Source organism: Ignavibacteriota bacterium (genome assembly GCA_016713565.1).
Lineage (GTDB): Bacteria > Bacteroidota > Ignavibacteria > Ignavibacteriales > Melioribacteraceae.
In genome coordinates, this window is record JADJOX010000007.1 from 1,279,052 (window position 1) to 1,294,211 (window position 15,160).

The window sequence follows — 15,160 nt, forward strand, 5'->3', positions numbered from 1 at the left end:
AAAAGCGGTTATTGGTCGCCGAAAATATTGAGCCGTTTTCATTTGATCCGCAAAAAATTGAATATATAAAGTCGGTTCATGATTCAAAAAAGAGGGAAATATATACCGAGTTTTTAGTTTCGGTTAAGGATGAAGTTGAGAAAAAACTTTTGGAAGTGGGAAACTTAAAATCTGAAATTGACAATGTAATTAAACTCAACGAAGAAAAAGAAGCATTTTTAGACGACATTTCCTTCAATAGCAGAACAATGAAATCATCCAATTCAAAAACCGCGGCAAACGCTGAGGCAAATTACGGAAATGAAACTTCCGCTTCAAAGGATTTAATTACCAATTATTCTTCTGCACTAAATGGAATATTAAATCAACTTGAATTCAATAAAATAAATGACAGCAAATCGGTTTCCGCACAAAAATATATCGGCAGATCCGACAATGCCGCGAGCATGAAAGAATTATTAAAACTTATAGAACAAGCGGAAAAAGAATTAACAGAATATAAAAACGCCGTTAATGCTAAACTTAAAAAACTATAATTATGTTTTTTAAATTTTTCTATTTTATAATTTTTTTTGAACTAATAACTTATAAATTAACATTCACTCAAGTCGATGCAAAAATAAATGCGGAATCCGGTATTTATTCCGATTCATTAGGTAATGTTAAAAATACAATTAAATCATTAAGCCGCTTAAACGGATCAATAAAATACTCATATTTTCAAGATTCAACCGAATCTTCAATTCTTATAAGAGCCGGAACTGATTTTTACACGAGTGAAATGTATACATGGAAACTTAATTTAGCCGGAAGTTATTTATTCAGATCGGAAAATATTATTTGGAAGGGACTGCTAAATTACAGTAATAATTCATATTTATATAATTCCATTAATTCATCATATAACATCTTCACTTTTCTTGCCGGCGCTGAATTTGCTATTTCCGGTTTCCCATTAAATTTATTAGCCGGTTATTCCAGTCAAGATATTCAGTTGATGGAAAATTCTTATTTTGATCTTTTTTCAATTGATGTAACTTCGAGCAAAATATTCAGCGATAATTTTTATTTAGATTATGGTTTTTTGATTCAGGACTTTTCATTAAATGACGCTTTAAGCAATGTTAAAAATATTTCAGTAAACGGCTGGAATTTTGGACCTCAAATTAAGGTGGGTTTTGTAAAAAGTTTTTTACTGAATTTAGACTATAAATTTTTATTTTATCAATCGAACAGTACATCTTATCCATCTACGGAGCATCAAATTGAATTTATCGGCGGATTATTTTTAAGCAATAATTTATCGCTATTTCTTTTAGTTGATTACAATATCAGAAAGTTACATTTCACAAATACATTTAAGAAAGAAAATTTGGTCTTTTTTATTCCTTCAAAAAGCGAGAATCAATTTGCGATTAAATTAACTTATTCAATAAGCAAATCAATTAAACCGTATTTAAAAATTGGTTATTTTGATGATAATTTGATTGTGAGGAATTATAAGTTCCGGGGTCTTAATACTTTAATTGGAATGGAAGCCAGAATAATAAATTAATATCCGGCTTCCTTTAAAAGTCCATTATGAAAAAATTAATGCCACAATATTAATCGGAAATTTTTAATTTCAACAAAAATGGACCAGTTTTAATAAAAACAATTGGAAACCGTTTAAATATATTCTTGTACTTTGCGGAATTAAATACATTATATTGAAATTAACTTCTGCAAAGCTCCCCCAGCCAAGGTCTTATTTAAACGTTTTTCCAAATGTTCTATTCCTAAAAATTTACTCCGCTTAACAGTTTTTGAAGATCAAGAAGAATTATGATTTTATCTTCAATATTTGCAATTGATTTTATATAATCCGTATTCATCTTTGTACTTACCATATCAGGCACATCATTTAGAGTTTTTTTAGATATTCTCAAAACCTCTGTCACTTCATCTACAATAAATCCAATTGGCTTTTTATTAAATTCTAAAATTATAATTCTAGTTTCGTTATCAAATTCCTTAGGATAAGTACCAAGTTTTAATCTAGTATCAACAACCGCAATTATTTTACCTCTAATATTCACAATGCCTAAAATATCTGACGGCGCGTTTGGAATTGAGGTAATTTTCTGCATTTTAATTATTTCATTTACGTTTATTATATCGATTCCAAATTCTTCTTCACCGAGCTTAAACCCGACTAATTCCAATAATTCTGTATCTTCTCTAACTAATGTTTCTTCGTTCATGTTCAATGTTCACCTTAAATTTTTATTTTACCAAAACAGGTCTTTTCTTAAAAGTTGATTTTTTAATTTGAACTGTTTCTTGTGTTCTTCTTTCGTCAAGTTTAAATGACTGTACCAAATCCTGAAGTTTTTCAGCTAACTGACTCAAATCATTTGCGGCGCCCGCAACCTGTTGAATTCCAATTGCCGATTCTTGCGCAACTGTATTTATTCCATTTATACTCTTGCTGATTTGTTCAGCTGTTGCTGATTGTTCTTCGCTGGCGGTTGCAACTTGACTTGAAATATCCAGCACTTCATTTGATGATTTTACTATTTGTTCCATTGAACTGCCTGCTTTGACCGCTTCGCCCATACCTTTACTAACTTCATCATTACCTTTGCTGATTGCTTCAACGGCATTTTGGCTATTTTTTTGAATTTTTGTAACCATTTCTTCAATTTCATTTGTTGCGGAAGTTGTTCTTTCTGCCAATTTTCTTACTTCATCGGCAACAACCGCAAATCCTCTTCCTTGTTCACCTGCTCTTGCAGCTTCAATTGCAGCATTTAGTGCAAGCAAATTGGTCTGGTCGGCAATATCATTTATGACTTGAATAATTTCACCGATTTGTCCGCTGCTTTCGCCAAGTTCAAGAATAATGTTTGACGATTCACCAACAACTTCTTCAATTCGCTTCATAACATTAATTGTATCTTCAATAACTTGTTTACCCGAATTTGCCAATGTTCCGGCTGTTTTGGCTGCATCATTTGTTCCAACAACGTGCTGTGAAGTTTGTGTAATTGTAGCAACCATTTGTTCAACTGCAGTAGCGACTTCAGAAGTCTGTGAACTTTGTTCCTGCGATCCGGCTGCCAGTTCTTCCGCGCTGGATGAAATTTGATTTGCCGCACTAGCCGTAGCCGCAACCGCGTCGCTAATTTCCGTCAATACATGTTCAAGTGATTCGCCGAGCATATTGATGCTGTCTTTAATTCTTTGATGATCACCTTTATATTCTTTAAGAACTCGAGATGTTAGATCCCCCCCTGCCATTTTTTCCAGTACTTCAGTTCCCTCTTTTACTGGCAAAATGACAGCATCTAACACCTCATTAAATCCAGATATAATTTCTTTGTAAGATCCTTGAAATTTATCCGCTTCACCTCTATTATCCAATTTACCGTTCTTTGCATCTTCAATTAATTTTACAGCTTCTTTGGAAAGATCATCTATTTTACCTCTAACTATTTCATAAGCATCAATACCGGCATGAGCTTTAGCCAGCATGGAATTGAATACGTGTGCCATTTGTCCAATTTCATCTTTGGAATCAACATTAACCGGTTTGGTAGCTTTATCGACTTTTATTGTCAAATCTCCTCTTGACAAACCCATTAATCCGTTGCCAAGATTTGTAATACAAACAGATTCTAATTTTGTTAAACCTTCTTTAACTTGAGCAACCGGCTTAATGATACCTCTAGTTAAAAACCAAGCGAAAACAAGAACAAACAATAAGGCTGAAGAACCCAAAATTGTTAATAAAAGAATTGACGAATCATATTCGTTATGTACATTTTCCGCACCTTCTTCAACTAAATCATTTTGGTAATTAATTAATTCGGTCAAAGCATTAAAATAAGCTGTCTGCGCAATTCTAAATTCACCATAAAGCATTTTTAACGCTTCATCATAATTACCAGCTTCGTAATAATTAAGTAATTTTTCTCTTTCGGGAAAATATTGATTCTGACGAATATCGTTTATCTTGGCTAATATTTCTCTGCCTTTTTCTGTTGTTATTGTTTTATCAAGAACTGCCATAACTTTATCTACAACTTCTTTTGCGTGCTGGAATCGTTTATAGGATTCCTGCTTCATTTCTTCATCTCGTCTTAACAATAAATTTCTAATTGCGCGCGCGTTGTCATTTACAACACCAATCATTTCGTTTGCTTGTACAGTTTTGGGAAAACGATCTTCAACTATTAAAGTTACGTTTTTATTAACGCTTGATAAACTGCTTAAACCCGCAAAAATTATTACTCCCATTAAAAAAACAGTTACCCCAAATCCTAGTCCAAGTCTTAAACCAATTTTTAGATTATTCAACATTTTGCATCTCCATATTTTTTTTAATTCAACAGTAAATTAATTCATAGGTTATTTCAGAAGAATCATTGCCATACTGAAATAAGTTGAATTCTTATTCAATTTTCGGCATAGAAATACTACTTTTAAGAATTAATGTTGTGAGAGGTAAAAAATTGATGTGGGATGGATAAATTATTAATTAACAATAATTTTGGGGAATTTCAAATTTACATAAACGTGATTATTCCCCGATTTAATTTCTAATTGCACGTTGTTTTGTTTTGCAATCATATCCACAATTGACAAACCTAATCCGTTTTCTTTTCTATTATAATTTGAATTGGCGGTAGAAAATTCGTGTACATTCTGAATTGACAAACCTTCTCCAACGTTTTTTACACTTATAACATAAAATTGATTTTCATAATATCCGTCTATTTCAATTGGTGTTCCTGATACAGAATATTTACAAGCATTTTCAATCAATTCCTGCATCATTATTTCATAATCTTTTTCGTTTATCTTTAATTGGGTTGATTGAAATTTTATGTGAATGTCTTTCTTTCTTTCTCTACAGTCGAAACATCTTTCAATTTTTTCTATGCAATTGTGCTCAAATGGATTTATATATGCTGTTTCCAACAAAGAGCTTATTTGATTTGTGCCCAATTTATATTCTGTGTAGTTGACAAATTTCTCAATTCTATTGTGAATTCTCAAGCCCGAATTATATATGGATTTTATCATGTCTTTTTTGTCTTCTTCCGAAATGGTTTCAAAATCGTCAATTAATAATTGTGTATAACCTAAAATCGCGATAAGAGGCGTTCTCAATTCATGCGGTACATAAAGCGAAATACTCGTCTTAAGCTTATCATAATTATCATCAATTAATTTTTGTTTCCACAATCTTGTTTTAATTCTTTCGGTCAGCTCATCCGCTTTATATGGTTTAACAATATAATCATCCGCTCCAAGCTGCATTGCGTAATGCATTGATTCAATATCTGTTCTAGCAGTTAAAAATATAAATGGAATATTCTTTTCCAAGCCCATGGATTTTAACATTTTAAAAAATTCAAAACCATTAATTTTGGGCATTATTAAATCGGTAAGTATTAAATCCGGAAGTTCAGTTTTTAAAATGGAAAGCGCGTTCAAGCCGTCGGTTGCCTCTAAACATTTATAGCCTTCATATGTTAGAAGTTCAATAATATTTTGTCTTACATGAACTTCGTCTTCAACAACTAATATAGTTTCCATAAAAAAAATATAATTTTATTTGTTAATATCGAGAAGAAAAATGGCCATTCTATAATATTTGTTGCGAATGGCTAAAAAACGTTTTTATTGGAAATCAAAATTTTAACCATTAAAACTTTGTTTTTAGATTAGTAGTATTTCTTCTGCTGCTGATATAGGGTTCGTCGTTATTATCTAAATATATTTTAAGAAGATTGCTCTTAAACTTTTCAATCTTAACAATAAAATCGGAGTTTATGATTGTTGCTCTGTGAATGCGCAAAAAGGTTTTCTGCGGAAGTAATTTTTCCCATTCGCTTAACGATTTTCTGACGAGAATTGTTTTACCGTTCTTTAGTAAAATATTGCTGTATTGGTTGCTGGCAAGAATTGCCTTAATAGAAGAAAATTTGATTACTTTAAATTCCGTACCGATGTTTATCCATATTGTATTTTTTTCATGCGGTTCCGGAAAATTATTATCAATTATTTTAGCTATGATTTTCTTTTTCTTATCGATTCTAAGATTTATAATGCTTAACAATTCATCGGCTTTATACGGCTTGAATAAATAATCTTCCGCGCCTAGATCCATTCCTTTTCTTAATTCAGATATTTCCGCCTTCGCGGTTAAAAATATCAAAGGGATATCAAATGTTTTTTCATTTTTGTTAAGAACTTTTTTTACTTCAAATCCGTCTATGCCGGTCATCATAATATCACAAATAATTAAATCCGGCTGGTCATTAATAGCTTTAATAATTCCACACTCTCCGTTTTCGGCAAGTAAAACCTCAAATCCTTCTTCTGTTAAAAGTGTATTCAGATTATTCGATAAGATTATGTCGTCTTCAATAATTAAAATCTTTGAGCTCATAATTAAATATTGATTTTATTTTTCGGTTTTTTTGGGAATTAAAAGTGTAAATGTCGTACCTTTATTCAATTTGCTTTCAACTTCTATTGTTCCTTTATGAATTTCCACATAACTTTTTGCAATAGCCAATCCCAAACCGCTTCCGGCAATTGTAGAAACTTTACTTGACCTATAAAAAGGATTGAATATTTTTTCAATATCGACTTCCGAAATTCCAATACCTTTGTCTCTTATAATAAATTTTATTTTATTAGGAATTTGGGAAACGCAAAAGTCAATTTCTCCGTTATGCGATGAAAATTTAATCGCGTTTGAAATTAAATTACTCAAAATTATTTTCAACAAATTCCTATCTATCAAATAATCAATTTCGCTAAGTTGAAATTCAAAATTCAATTTTTGGTCTTTTATCAGCAGCGGTTCAAAATCTTTTATTATATTTTTACAGAAAGCTTCCAGATTTGTATTTTCCGGGTTGAACGTAATTTTGCTCTGTTCACTTCTGTTTAATTGAAGCACTTCTTCCAGCATTTGAGTTAAATGATCAATTGATTCTTTAATTCTTTGATAATGCTCTATTGTTTTATTTTTTTCCCATTTATCAGAATAACGTTCAATAAGCTCAACGGAAGAATAAATTGAAGTCAAAGGAGTTCTAAATTCATGAGAAACGGTTGACATAAAAGTTGACTTTAGTTGATTTAGCTCTCTTTCTTTTTCTAATGCCGATTTAGCTTTTGACTCGGCTTTAATTCTGCGTGTTATTTCTTTTTCCAACAGTTCTGTTCTTTTCTTAACCAAATCTTCCAAGTGAACTCTGTATCTTTCGAGCTGTTCTTCAATTAATTTGGAATTTGTAATTTCACGCAAATAACCTTTGTATTGTATCAATGAATTTGTTTTGTCATATTCGCTGATAATATTACCTACTACAAAAATATTTTTCCCGTCCATTCTCTTTAACTTCAACTCATAATTATAAAGATTTTTAATACTTTTTATCGCGCTTAAAAAATCTTCTTTACTTTTTTTTGTTATAAAAAGCACATCATTGTTTGAATTTCGAGCTGCTTCAATCGACTTAAATCCGAACATTTCAATAAATGCCGGATTGCAGTCTAATATTTCTCCACTCGGCGACCACAAAAAATCTGCTGTTATGTCATCTTCAAAAAATTTCTGATATCTCTCCTGACTTTTTCTAAGATCTTCTTCATAATACTTCAGCGCCGTAATATCCGTCGCGTTTGAAAAGATAAATTTTTTACCTTTTATCTCAATTAATTCCGCGGATAAAAGAACATTCAAAGGTCTTTTTGATTTTGTATATAAAATCGTTTCAATATTTTTTAGATATCCGTACTTAATAAAAAGTTCTTCATAAGAAGAATCTAAAAACTTCTCATCGAATAAAAATAATTCATTGATATTTTTTCCCAAAACATCTTCCGGCAAATAACCCAGTTTTTCATAAAATGTTTTGTTAACCTCTAGAATTTTTTCCGTTTCAAAATCCAACAACCCTGAAATAGCCGGATTATTATTGAATGCAATTGAAAACTTTTGTTCTGAAACAATCAAATCCGATATATCTTTACTGATTCCGAAAACAGCCGGTTTTCCGTTCCAAATTCCTTCAATAACCTGCGTTTCAACTTCAATAACATGTCCGTCTTTTGTCCACATGGGAATTAGGCAGTCTTTTCTATTTCCATCAATCATTTCATTTATTTTAACAATTAACTCTTTGGATCTGTTGCCCGGATAAATAAAAGTTACAGCTTTATCTATGATTTCATCTCTTGCATAACCCAATCTCTTTTCCACTGTATCATTTATTTCAATAATGTTTTTATTTTCATCTAAAATGAAAATAAATGAATCAACACTATGGAAAAAAGTTTTTAAGTTTTCTTCGCTTGTAATTAAATTTTGCTGAGATTTTTTTAATTCGGTAATATCAACCGCTGTTGTATAATTATATTTTTTGTCTTCAATTTCAACAACTTCAGCAGTCAATAATACATTAAGCGGAGTTCCGTCTTTTTTTTGAATTACGGTTTCAAAATTTTCTATGAAATTATTTTTCTTTAACTTGTCAAGGGTTTTCTCTCTAAAATCATAATCAAGTTTAACAACTTCAGAAGCTTTTTTTCCAATTACTTCTTCAGGTGAATAACCAAGTTTTTCATAAAAAGTTTTGTTTACTTCAATATATTTTCCGGTTTCAAGATCGCTAAAACCGCTTATCGCGGGATTATTATGAAATGCTTTCGCGAATTTATCTTCGGATAATTTCAATTTTGAAATGTCTTTTGATATTCCAAACAATGCGGGTTTTCCGTTCCAAATTCCATGCTTTACAGTTGTTTCAACCGGAATATATTTTCCGGTTTTTGAGATTAAAGGAATAGGACAGGTTTCTCTATAACCACCAAGCATTTCATTAACAATTTGAACAACTTCTTTTTCCTTTTCCGGCGGATGTACAGCGAGAACTGTTTTGTCTAATAATTCCTCTTTTTTATACCCCAATCTACTTTCAACTGTATCATTTATTTCAATTATTTTTCCTTCTTCATTTAAAATAAAAATGAGCATATCTACGCTATTGAAAAAAGTTTTTAAGTTTTCTTCGCTGATTTTAAGTTCATTCTCTGTTTTTTTTCTTTCAGTTATATTTCTGGCAATACTTAAAATTGCCTTTTCACCATGGTATGTTATAATTGTTGATTGTACTTCAACCGGAATAATTTTTTTATCTTTTGTTATATGCTGAGTTTCAAAAAATTGCAACTTTTCTGAAGGTAATCGATCAATTAGTTTCTCAATTTGTTTATTGCTTAATGAGTTATCAAATTTTGTTACATGCATATTTATCAATTCGTCTTTGGAATATCCAAGGGTTAAAATGGCAGAATTATTAGCATCAACTATTTCACCTTTCATGTTTATTACAAAAACCATATCCTGCATACCGTGAATAATTTGCTGGTAGTTTTCTTCGCTGTCTTTTATAATTTTCAGTATTTTTTTTCTTTCGGTAATATCGCGAGTTATTGAAAGTAGACAGTCTGTTCCATCAAGTTGAATAAGTGAAGCCGACATTAATCCATGTATGATTTCACCATTTTTCATTTTAAAATCAGCTTCCAAATTTTCGACAAAACCCTTGGTTTTTAATTCATTTACCAAATTCGTTCTGTCTTGCGGATTATTCCATATATTTAATTCAATTGATGTTTTACCAAGAATCTCTTCTTGGGTGTATCCGGAAAGTTTGAGAAAATTTTCATTAACAGATATATACAAACCGTCGCTTAATCTATTTATATTTATTGAATCTGGACTAGTAAAAAATGCTTTTCTAAACTTTTCTTCGCTCAACTTTAATTCATTTTCATATTTAGTTTTTTCGGTAATGTCTTCAACTGTAAATATTACCCCTTTAATTAAATCATTTTGATCAAATGGTTTTGAGCTTAAAACAACGTTTATTATCTCTCCGTTTTTTTTCTTAAATCTTGTTTTTACCGTTCCAATACCAATTTGACTAATTTGATAATACTTTTCTTCCCCCACTAAATTATATTCTTCATCTGAGGTATAAAGCAATCTTGAATTCCTGCCAATTAACTCATCTCTTTCATATCCAATCATCTTACAGAAAAAATCATTAACTTCTTCGATAACGCGGTTTACAACCAGTCCTATACCAATTGGAGCCGCGGATAATATTAATTTTAATTTTTCTTCGCTTTCGTTTTGTATTGGATTAGCTTTTTCTGAAGGTTCGGCTAAATTAACTGAATGGTTTTCCATTTTAACTACTTATTTTATTTCTTACGATAATAGCTTGCTTATAAAAAAAATTATTTAATAATTTATTATCGGAATTAATGCATATAATACAAATCTAATACTAATAATTTTCCAGATTTTTATTTATTTGTTTCATTACTTTCCGGCTAAGTTTTAAATCTAAATGGTCAATATTTCCAATTGTTTCAAGAAGACTTTTTTCGGCAATTTTAATACTTTCAATCTTCAATGAATTTGATTTATCAGTTAAATATATATAATTATTACGTTTATCATTAGGACTCTGCTTTCTTGAAATAAGCTGATTTCTTTCCATATTGTTCAAAAGGCGTGTCATACTCGTTTTATCTTTTGCAAAAGCGTTAGCAATTTGCTGCTGAGGAATGCCGTCTTCATTCCACAAATATGTTAAAACAGACCACTGCTGAGGTGTGATGTGTAATCCTGCTTTTTCAAAATCAATTTTTAATTTGTTTTCAATTAGTCTTCCGCATCTTACGATTAAAAAGCCAATTGATTCATTGAAATTATATTTCATTGAAAACTTAACAATTATTCTGAAATTGAATTTAAAATATAAAGTTATTGGCTTGTTAAAAAGATAAATTTGAAGTCCTTTAAATATTTTTAAAAGACTTCATTTTATTATGAAAGTACTTTTATATTTGATTTATTTTTGAACGTATTAACAACATTTAATTTTTTAATTTTTTCTTCGCCTAAATCAAACATTTCAACTAATTCTTTCAGTTGTTCGGTAAGTTTATTCAGATCTTCAGTAGCTCTTGCTATATGCTGAACTCCAAGACTTGATTCTCGGCTAACCATATTTATATTATCAACATTTTTGCTAATTATTTCAGAAGCAGCGGCTTGTTCTTCGCTGGCTGAAGCAACTTGATTAATTTGTTCTACAACAATTTCGGTTTTTTTAATAATTGATTCTAATGATTCACTGGCTTGACTTGCATATTGCCTACCTTTAATAACTTCATCTTTACCTTTTCTTATAGAAAATACCGCAACTTGTGTGTCTTCCTGAATTTTTTTAATTGTTTCCGCAATTTCTTTTGTCGCATTAATTGTTCTTTCAGCTAATTTACCAACCTCATCGGCAACAACGGCAAAACCTTTTCCATGTTCTCCGGCACGAGCGGCTTCAATTGCCGCATTTAATGCCAATAGATTTGTTTGTCCGGCTATATCATCAATAACTTCTATTATCTTGCCTATTTTATCGCTGCTTGATCCAAGAAGTTCGACCGCGGAGGCTGCTTCGGAAACAATATTATTAATATTTTCAATTTCTGTTATTGTATTTCTAATTACTTTACCTCCGTTCAAAGCGGTTATTCCCGCTTCTTTAGCGGAATCCGCTGCAAGAGTTATATTTTTTGTTGTTTCAGAAACGGTTATCGCCATTTCTTCAACTGCGCCTGCTACATCTGAAGTCTGAGAACTTTGTTCCTGTGCGCCTACAGATAATTCTTCCACATTGGTAGAAATTTGTGTCGTTGCGTTTGCTGTTTCATTTATCGCCTGATAAAGTCTTAAAATTAGATTTTTAATATTCTCAACGGTTAAATTAAATCCCGAAAATAATCTTCCTATTTCATCGTTTTCCTTTTCGGGTTTTACACTTACGGTTAGATTTCCTTGAGCAAAACTTTCCATTGCACTTAAAATATTTCTTGTGCTTCTTTCAAGATATTTTTCTTTTTCCTTTACTTCCGTTATTTCGGCAATTGATTCAAGCGCGCCTATTATCAAACTAGATTCGTTTTTAATTGGCGCTCCGGTATACATAATTGATCTGTTTTTTTCTAATGAGCTTGAAACAGTTTCTGATGTTACCGATTCTTTATGATTCATCGCAAGCATACACGCACAGTTTTCTGTTTCGCAGTGAGATGTTTTTAACAGCGAGTAACATTTTTTCCCAACCGCATCGTTTTGCGAAACGCCGACAAATTCTGCCGCGGCATGATTTAGATATTGTATATTGAAATTGTTATCAATTATTTGAACCGGAGTAGGAAGATTATCTAAATATTGAAGCTGTGTGTTAATTTTTGACGCCATATTTTGCAGGCTCAATGAAAGTTCGCCGAGTTCATCTTTTGAATTTATGTTGAAATTAAAATTTTTGCTTCCTTCCGAAAATTCAATTGCCGCAGTGCTAAGGTGTTCGACGGGTTTTAAAATTATTTTGTACAATATGTAGCCTAGGATTGAGCCTAAAACTAAAGTGAATCCAAGTATGATTAAAATATTTGTAAACAGTGAAGAATTCATTTCACTTACTTCTAAAGTAATATCTTTATATAAAACAATAAATCCTACTTCATTTTTATTGTAATCAATAATTGGAAATGTGAATGATGCGAATTCTTTATCATCAAAACTTTCTCTTTTTATACTGCTGGTCAATTCTTCGGCGGTTACAAGTTCTTTTGTAAATTCATTGGAATAATCATAAAATATTGTACTGCCATTAATAACATCATTTTTTTCAGCTTCAAATCTTTTTGCTTTTTCAAAAACTTCTTTTTTAATTCCAATGGCATATTCAACATTTAATGCGTGATTCATGCTTGTCAAAATATTCCCAATACCCAATCCAAATTCTACCGTTCCGATGTGTTTTGATTCGTAATTAATTGGATAAACTATTCTTAAACCCGGACCGCCTCTGCCGACTTCAATTCCGGAAATTATTTTTTTATCTCTGTTTGAGATTACGACCGTCTCTCTGAAAGAAGAAAGATCATCGCCAAATTTATTTGGCTGATGGAGCCTTAAGAATGAAGTTGCGGGAGGAGTATGAAATTGAAATTGATCAATGTCAAATTCCTTTTTCAATTTATTATTATAAACATCGTACAGTGCGTCTAAAATTGCTTGCCGATTTCCCGCGGCGAAATTTGAAATTACCGATTTATCATTAACGATAAGTTCCATTGCGATAGAAACATCTTTGGCTTTTGATTCTATTTGGTCGGTAAACAATTTCTCAAATACTTTAAAATTTGTCTCTTGATTCTTTTCAAATTCGGAAGTAGCATTGTTGTATGTAATGAATACCAATATTGCGGTAAGTACAATTGACCCCAGAATAATTGGTACCGGGATTTTAAATTTAATGGAATTGAAAAACTCAATTTTTGATTTTGATCTCATTTTTCCCCCAAAATGATTCAAATTTAATATTATAATAGTCAACTATCGAAAATATATAAATATTTTTAAACAAAATTTTAATATTTAAATTATTATTTTTTTTAATAATTAATAAAATGGGGGAATGATTTATACTAATTATTAAATTAATTAAATATCGTAAGGCTCTATTTTTATTTCCTGTTCTAAGTAGAAAAATCTTTTGTTCGTTTTAAATTTCTTTTGAATTTCATACGGAAAGTCAATTTCCGAACTTGATTTAATTTCCGTTAACGCGTTTGCGCCTTTTTTAATTTTCTTAACAACATCAAGACTAAATCTAAAAGTAACTTCTTTAGATAAAATTGCTTCTCTAATTATATAATATTTACTTTTCGGGTCTTTTATTATTTCTCTAATTTTTCCATCGCTGTATAAAGCATTATCTAGAGTTATTTGCTCGTTATATTCTCTTATCGCGTTAACAATTTTTATTTCAACGGGAATAATTTCCAACCTGTCGAATTCCAAATTCAGCATAGTTAACATTTCATCGGCTGTAAAATACATTCTGCCAACAATATCTCCTTCTTCACTGGTCTTTTCTTTAATATTTACAAGGTCTTGAACAATAAATTTTACACCGTTTTCATTAATTCTATAAATTTCGCCCGGTCTTCCGTTTGTTCTTGGAGTTGCAAAAGGTTTGAAGTTTTTTAAAACAGCATTGCCTGGAAGTGATTGAGCTTCAATTTGAATAGATGATAAAATTAATAAAATAATTCCGACTAATATTTTCATATTACAATTTTTCATAAAAAATTATCGAAAAATTAGTCGGACTTTTAAGTTCATAAGGTAAGTAAAAAATTTATGCTAATAACTAATTAAAACTATAGCTAAATCCTATTAAAGCTTTAAGTTGATAATGAGGTTGATTAATTGCCTTATCTGCATCCGCAAAAGAATATCCGTCTCTTGGATTTATATCTTGACCATCCGGACTGTAAGCGGTGTCGTGTCCATAAAGAGCTTCGGAGATATAATAATCAAATCCAAAGTTCAGCACCAAATCCAAAGATGGCATAATTCTAAAGTAATTTTCAGAGCCGATTCCCATGCCCCATTGATTGCTTGTAACGTCAAAATCTTCATTTCCACCAATGTAATTAAAATTACCTGCAAACAGCACATAACGGGGACCGGCATAAAAGTAATTTCTTTTTAAGCCTAAAAAGGATGACCGATAAAGAAAATCCAAACCGAAACCATAAGTTTTACCACTTTTTTCCGGTGTTCCGTTTGTGTTGTCATTAATAAAAATTCTTCTTGCGTCATAGGCGTTGCCTGCATCTAAGTAACTAACTCCAAAATTTAATTTCAAAGCAAAAGGAAAATCATCCGCAAAATTTTTTACCAAAAAGTTAAAATTAAAAGCGGCTCCGTTAAACATACCGGCTTGTAAACCGCCGTAAAATTGCGTCTGTTTAAAAGCTGAATTACTTTCTTGGGCAAATAAAGCTGAGCTTATAAACAATAAACTTAAAATATACTTTTTCATTCGTTTTTTTCTCCGGTGCGTTGTTTTTCAAAAAAATAATCCAAATCTGTACCAAATAACTTTTTTGTATTTAGCTTAAAATTTGATTTAAATCACAATACGCCCCAAAATCGATATAAATTTTCTGAGAAAAAATGTTATAAAAGCGTAATTATTACATGTAAAAATGTGATACA

The 15,160-nt window shown here is 30.8% G+C and carries 11 protein-coding genes; 2 read left to right on the forward strand and 9 right to left on the reverse strand.

The window, feature by feature from the left end; all coding sequences use genetic code 11:
- The first annotated feature begins 11 nt into the window (after nt 1-11).
- Both IPK06_13005 and IPK06_13010 read left to right on the forward strand, forming a co-directional pair.
- On the forward strand, nt 12-536 hold the full coding sequence (locus IPK06_13005; GenBank protein MBK7980890.1) for a hypothetical protein: 525 nt from the start codon (nt 12-14) through the stop codon (nt 534-536).
- A gap of 2 nt (nt 537-538) precedes the next feature.
- The gene (locus tag IPK06_13010) at nt 539-1,555 is read left to right on the forward strand and encodes a hypothetical protein (protein MBK7980891.1); all 1,017 of its coding nucleotides are present in this window, start codon (nt 539-541) and stop codon (nt 1,553-1,555) included.
- Between the two features lie 223 nt (nt 1,556-1,778).
- Here the strand turns inward: IPK06_13010 and IPK06_13015 are convergent, their stop codons facing one another.
- The 9 genes from IPK06_13015 to IPK06_13055 form a co-directional block, all read right to left on the reverse strand.
- Entirely contained in the window at nt 1,779-2,243 is a 465-nt protein-coding gene (locus IPK06_13015) for a purine-binding chemotaxis protein CheW (GenBank protein MBK7980892.1), read from the reverse strand.
- A gap of 22 nt (nt 2,244-2,265) precedes the next feature.
- Nucleotides 2,266-4,344 (reverse strand): MCP four helix bundle domain-containing protein, encoded by a 2,079-nt coding sequence (locus tag IPK06_13020; GenBank protein MBK7980893.1) that lies wholly within the window; start codon nt 4,342-4,344, stop codon nt 2,266-2,268.
- A gap of 174 nt (nt 4,345-4,518) precedes the next feature.
- Complete coding sequence (locus IPK06_13025; GenBank protein ID MBK7980894.1) at nt 4,519-5,586, reverse strand: response regulator; 1,068 nt, start codon at nt 5,584-5,586, stop codon at nt 4,519-4,521.
- A gap of 109 nt (nt 5,587-5,695) precedes the next feature.
- Entirely contained in the window at nt 5,696-6,442 is a 747-nt protein-coding gene (locus IPK06_13030) for a response regulator transcription factor (protein MBK7980895.1), read from the reverse strand.
- Between the two features lie 15 nt (nt 6,443-6,457).
- Nucleotides 6,458-10,264, reverse strand: coding sequence for a PAS domain-containing sensor histidine kinase (locus IPK06_13035; protein ID MBK7980896.1), 3,807 nt, complete (start codon nt 10,262-10,264; stop codon nt 6,458-6,460).
- Between the two features lie 100 nt (nt 10,265-10,364).
- Nucleotides 10,365-10,802, reverse strand: coding sequence for a MarR family transcriptional regulator (locus IPK06_13040; GenBank protein ID MBK7980897.1), 438 nt, complete (start codon nt 10,800-10,802; stop codon nt 10,365-10,367).
- 107 nt (nt 10,803-10,909) lie between these two features.
- Nucleotides 10,910-13,444 carry a HAMP domain-containing protein gene (locus tag IPK06_13045; protein ID MBK7980898.1) on the reverse strand — a complete coding sequence of 845 codons (2,535 nt, stop codon included), beginning with the start codon at nt 13,442-13,444 and terminating at the stop codon, nt 10,910-10,912.
- Nucleotides 13,445-13,594: 150 nt separating this feature from the next.
- Entirely contained in the window at nt 13,595-14,224 is a 630-nt protein-coding gene (locus tag IPK06_13050; protein ID MBK7980899.1) for a hypothetical protein, read from the reverse strand.
- 82 nt (nt 14,225-14,306) lie between these two features.
- Nucleotides 14,307-14,984 carry a hypothetical protein gene (locus IPK06_13055; GenBank protein ID MBK7980900.1) on the reverse strand — a complete coding sequence of 226 codons (678 nt, stop codon included), beginning with the start codon at nt 14,982-14,984 and terminating at the stop codon, nt 14,307-14,309.
- Nucleotides 14,985-15,160 lie beyond the last annotated feature (176 nt).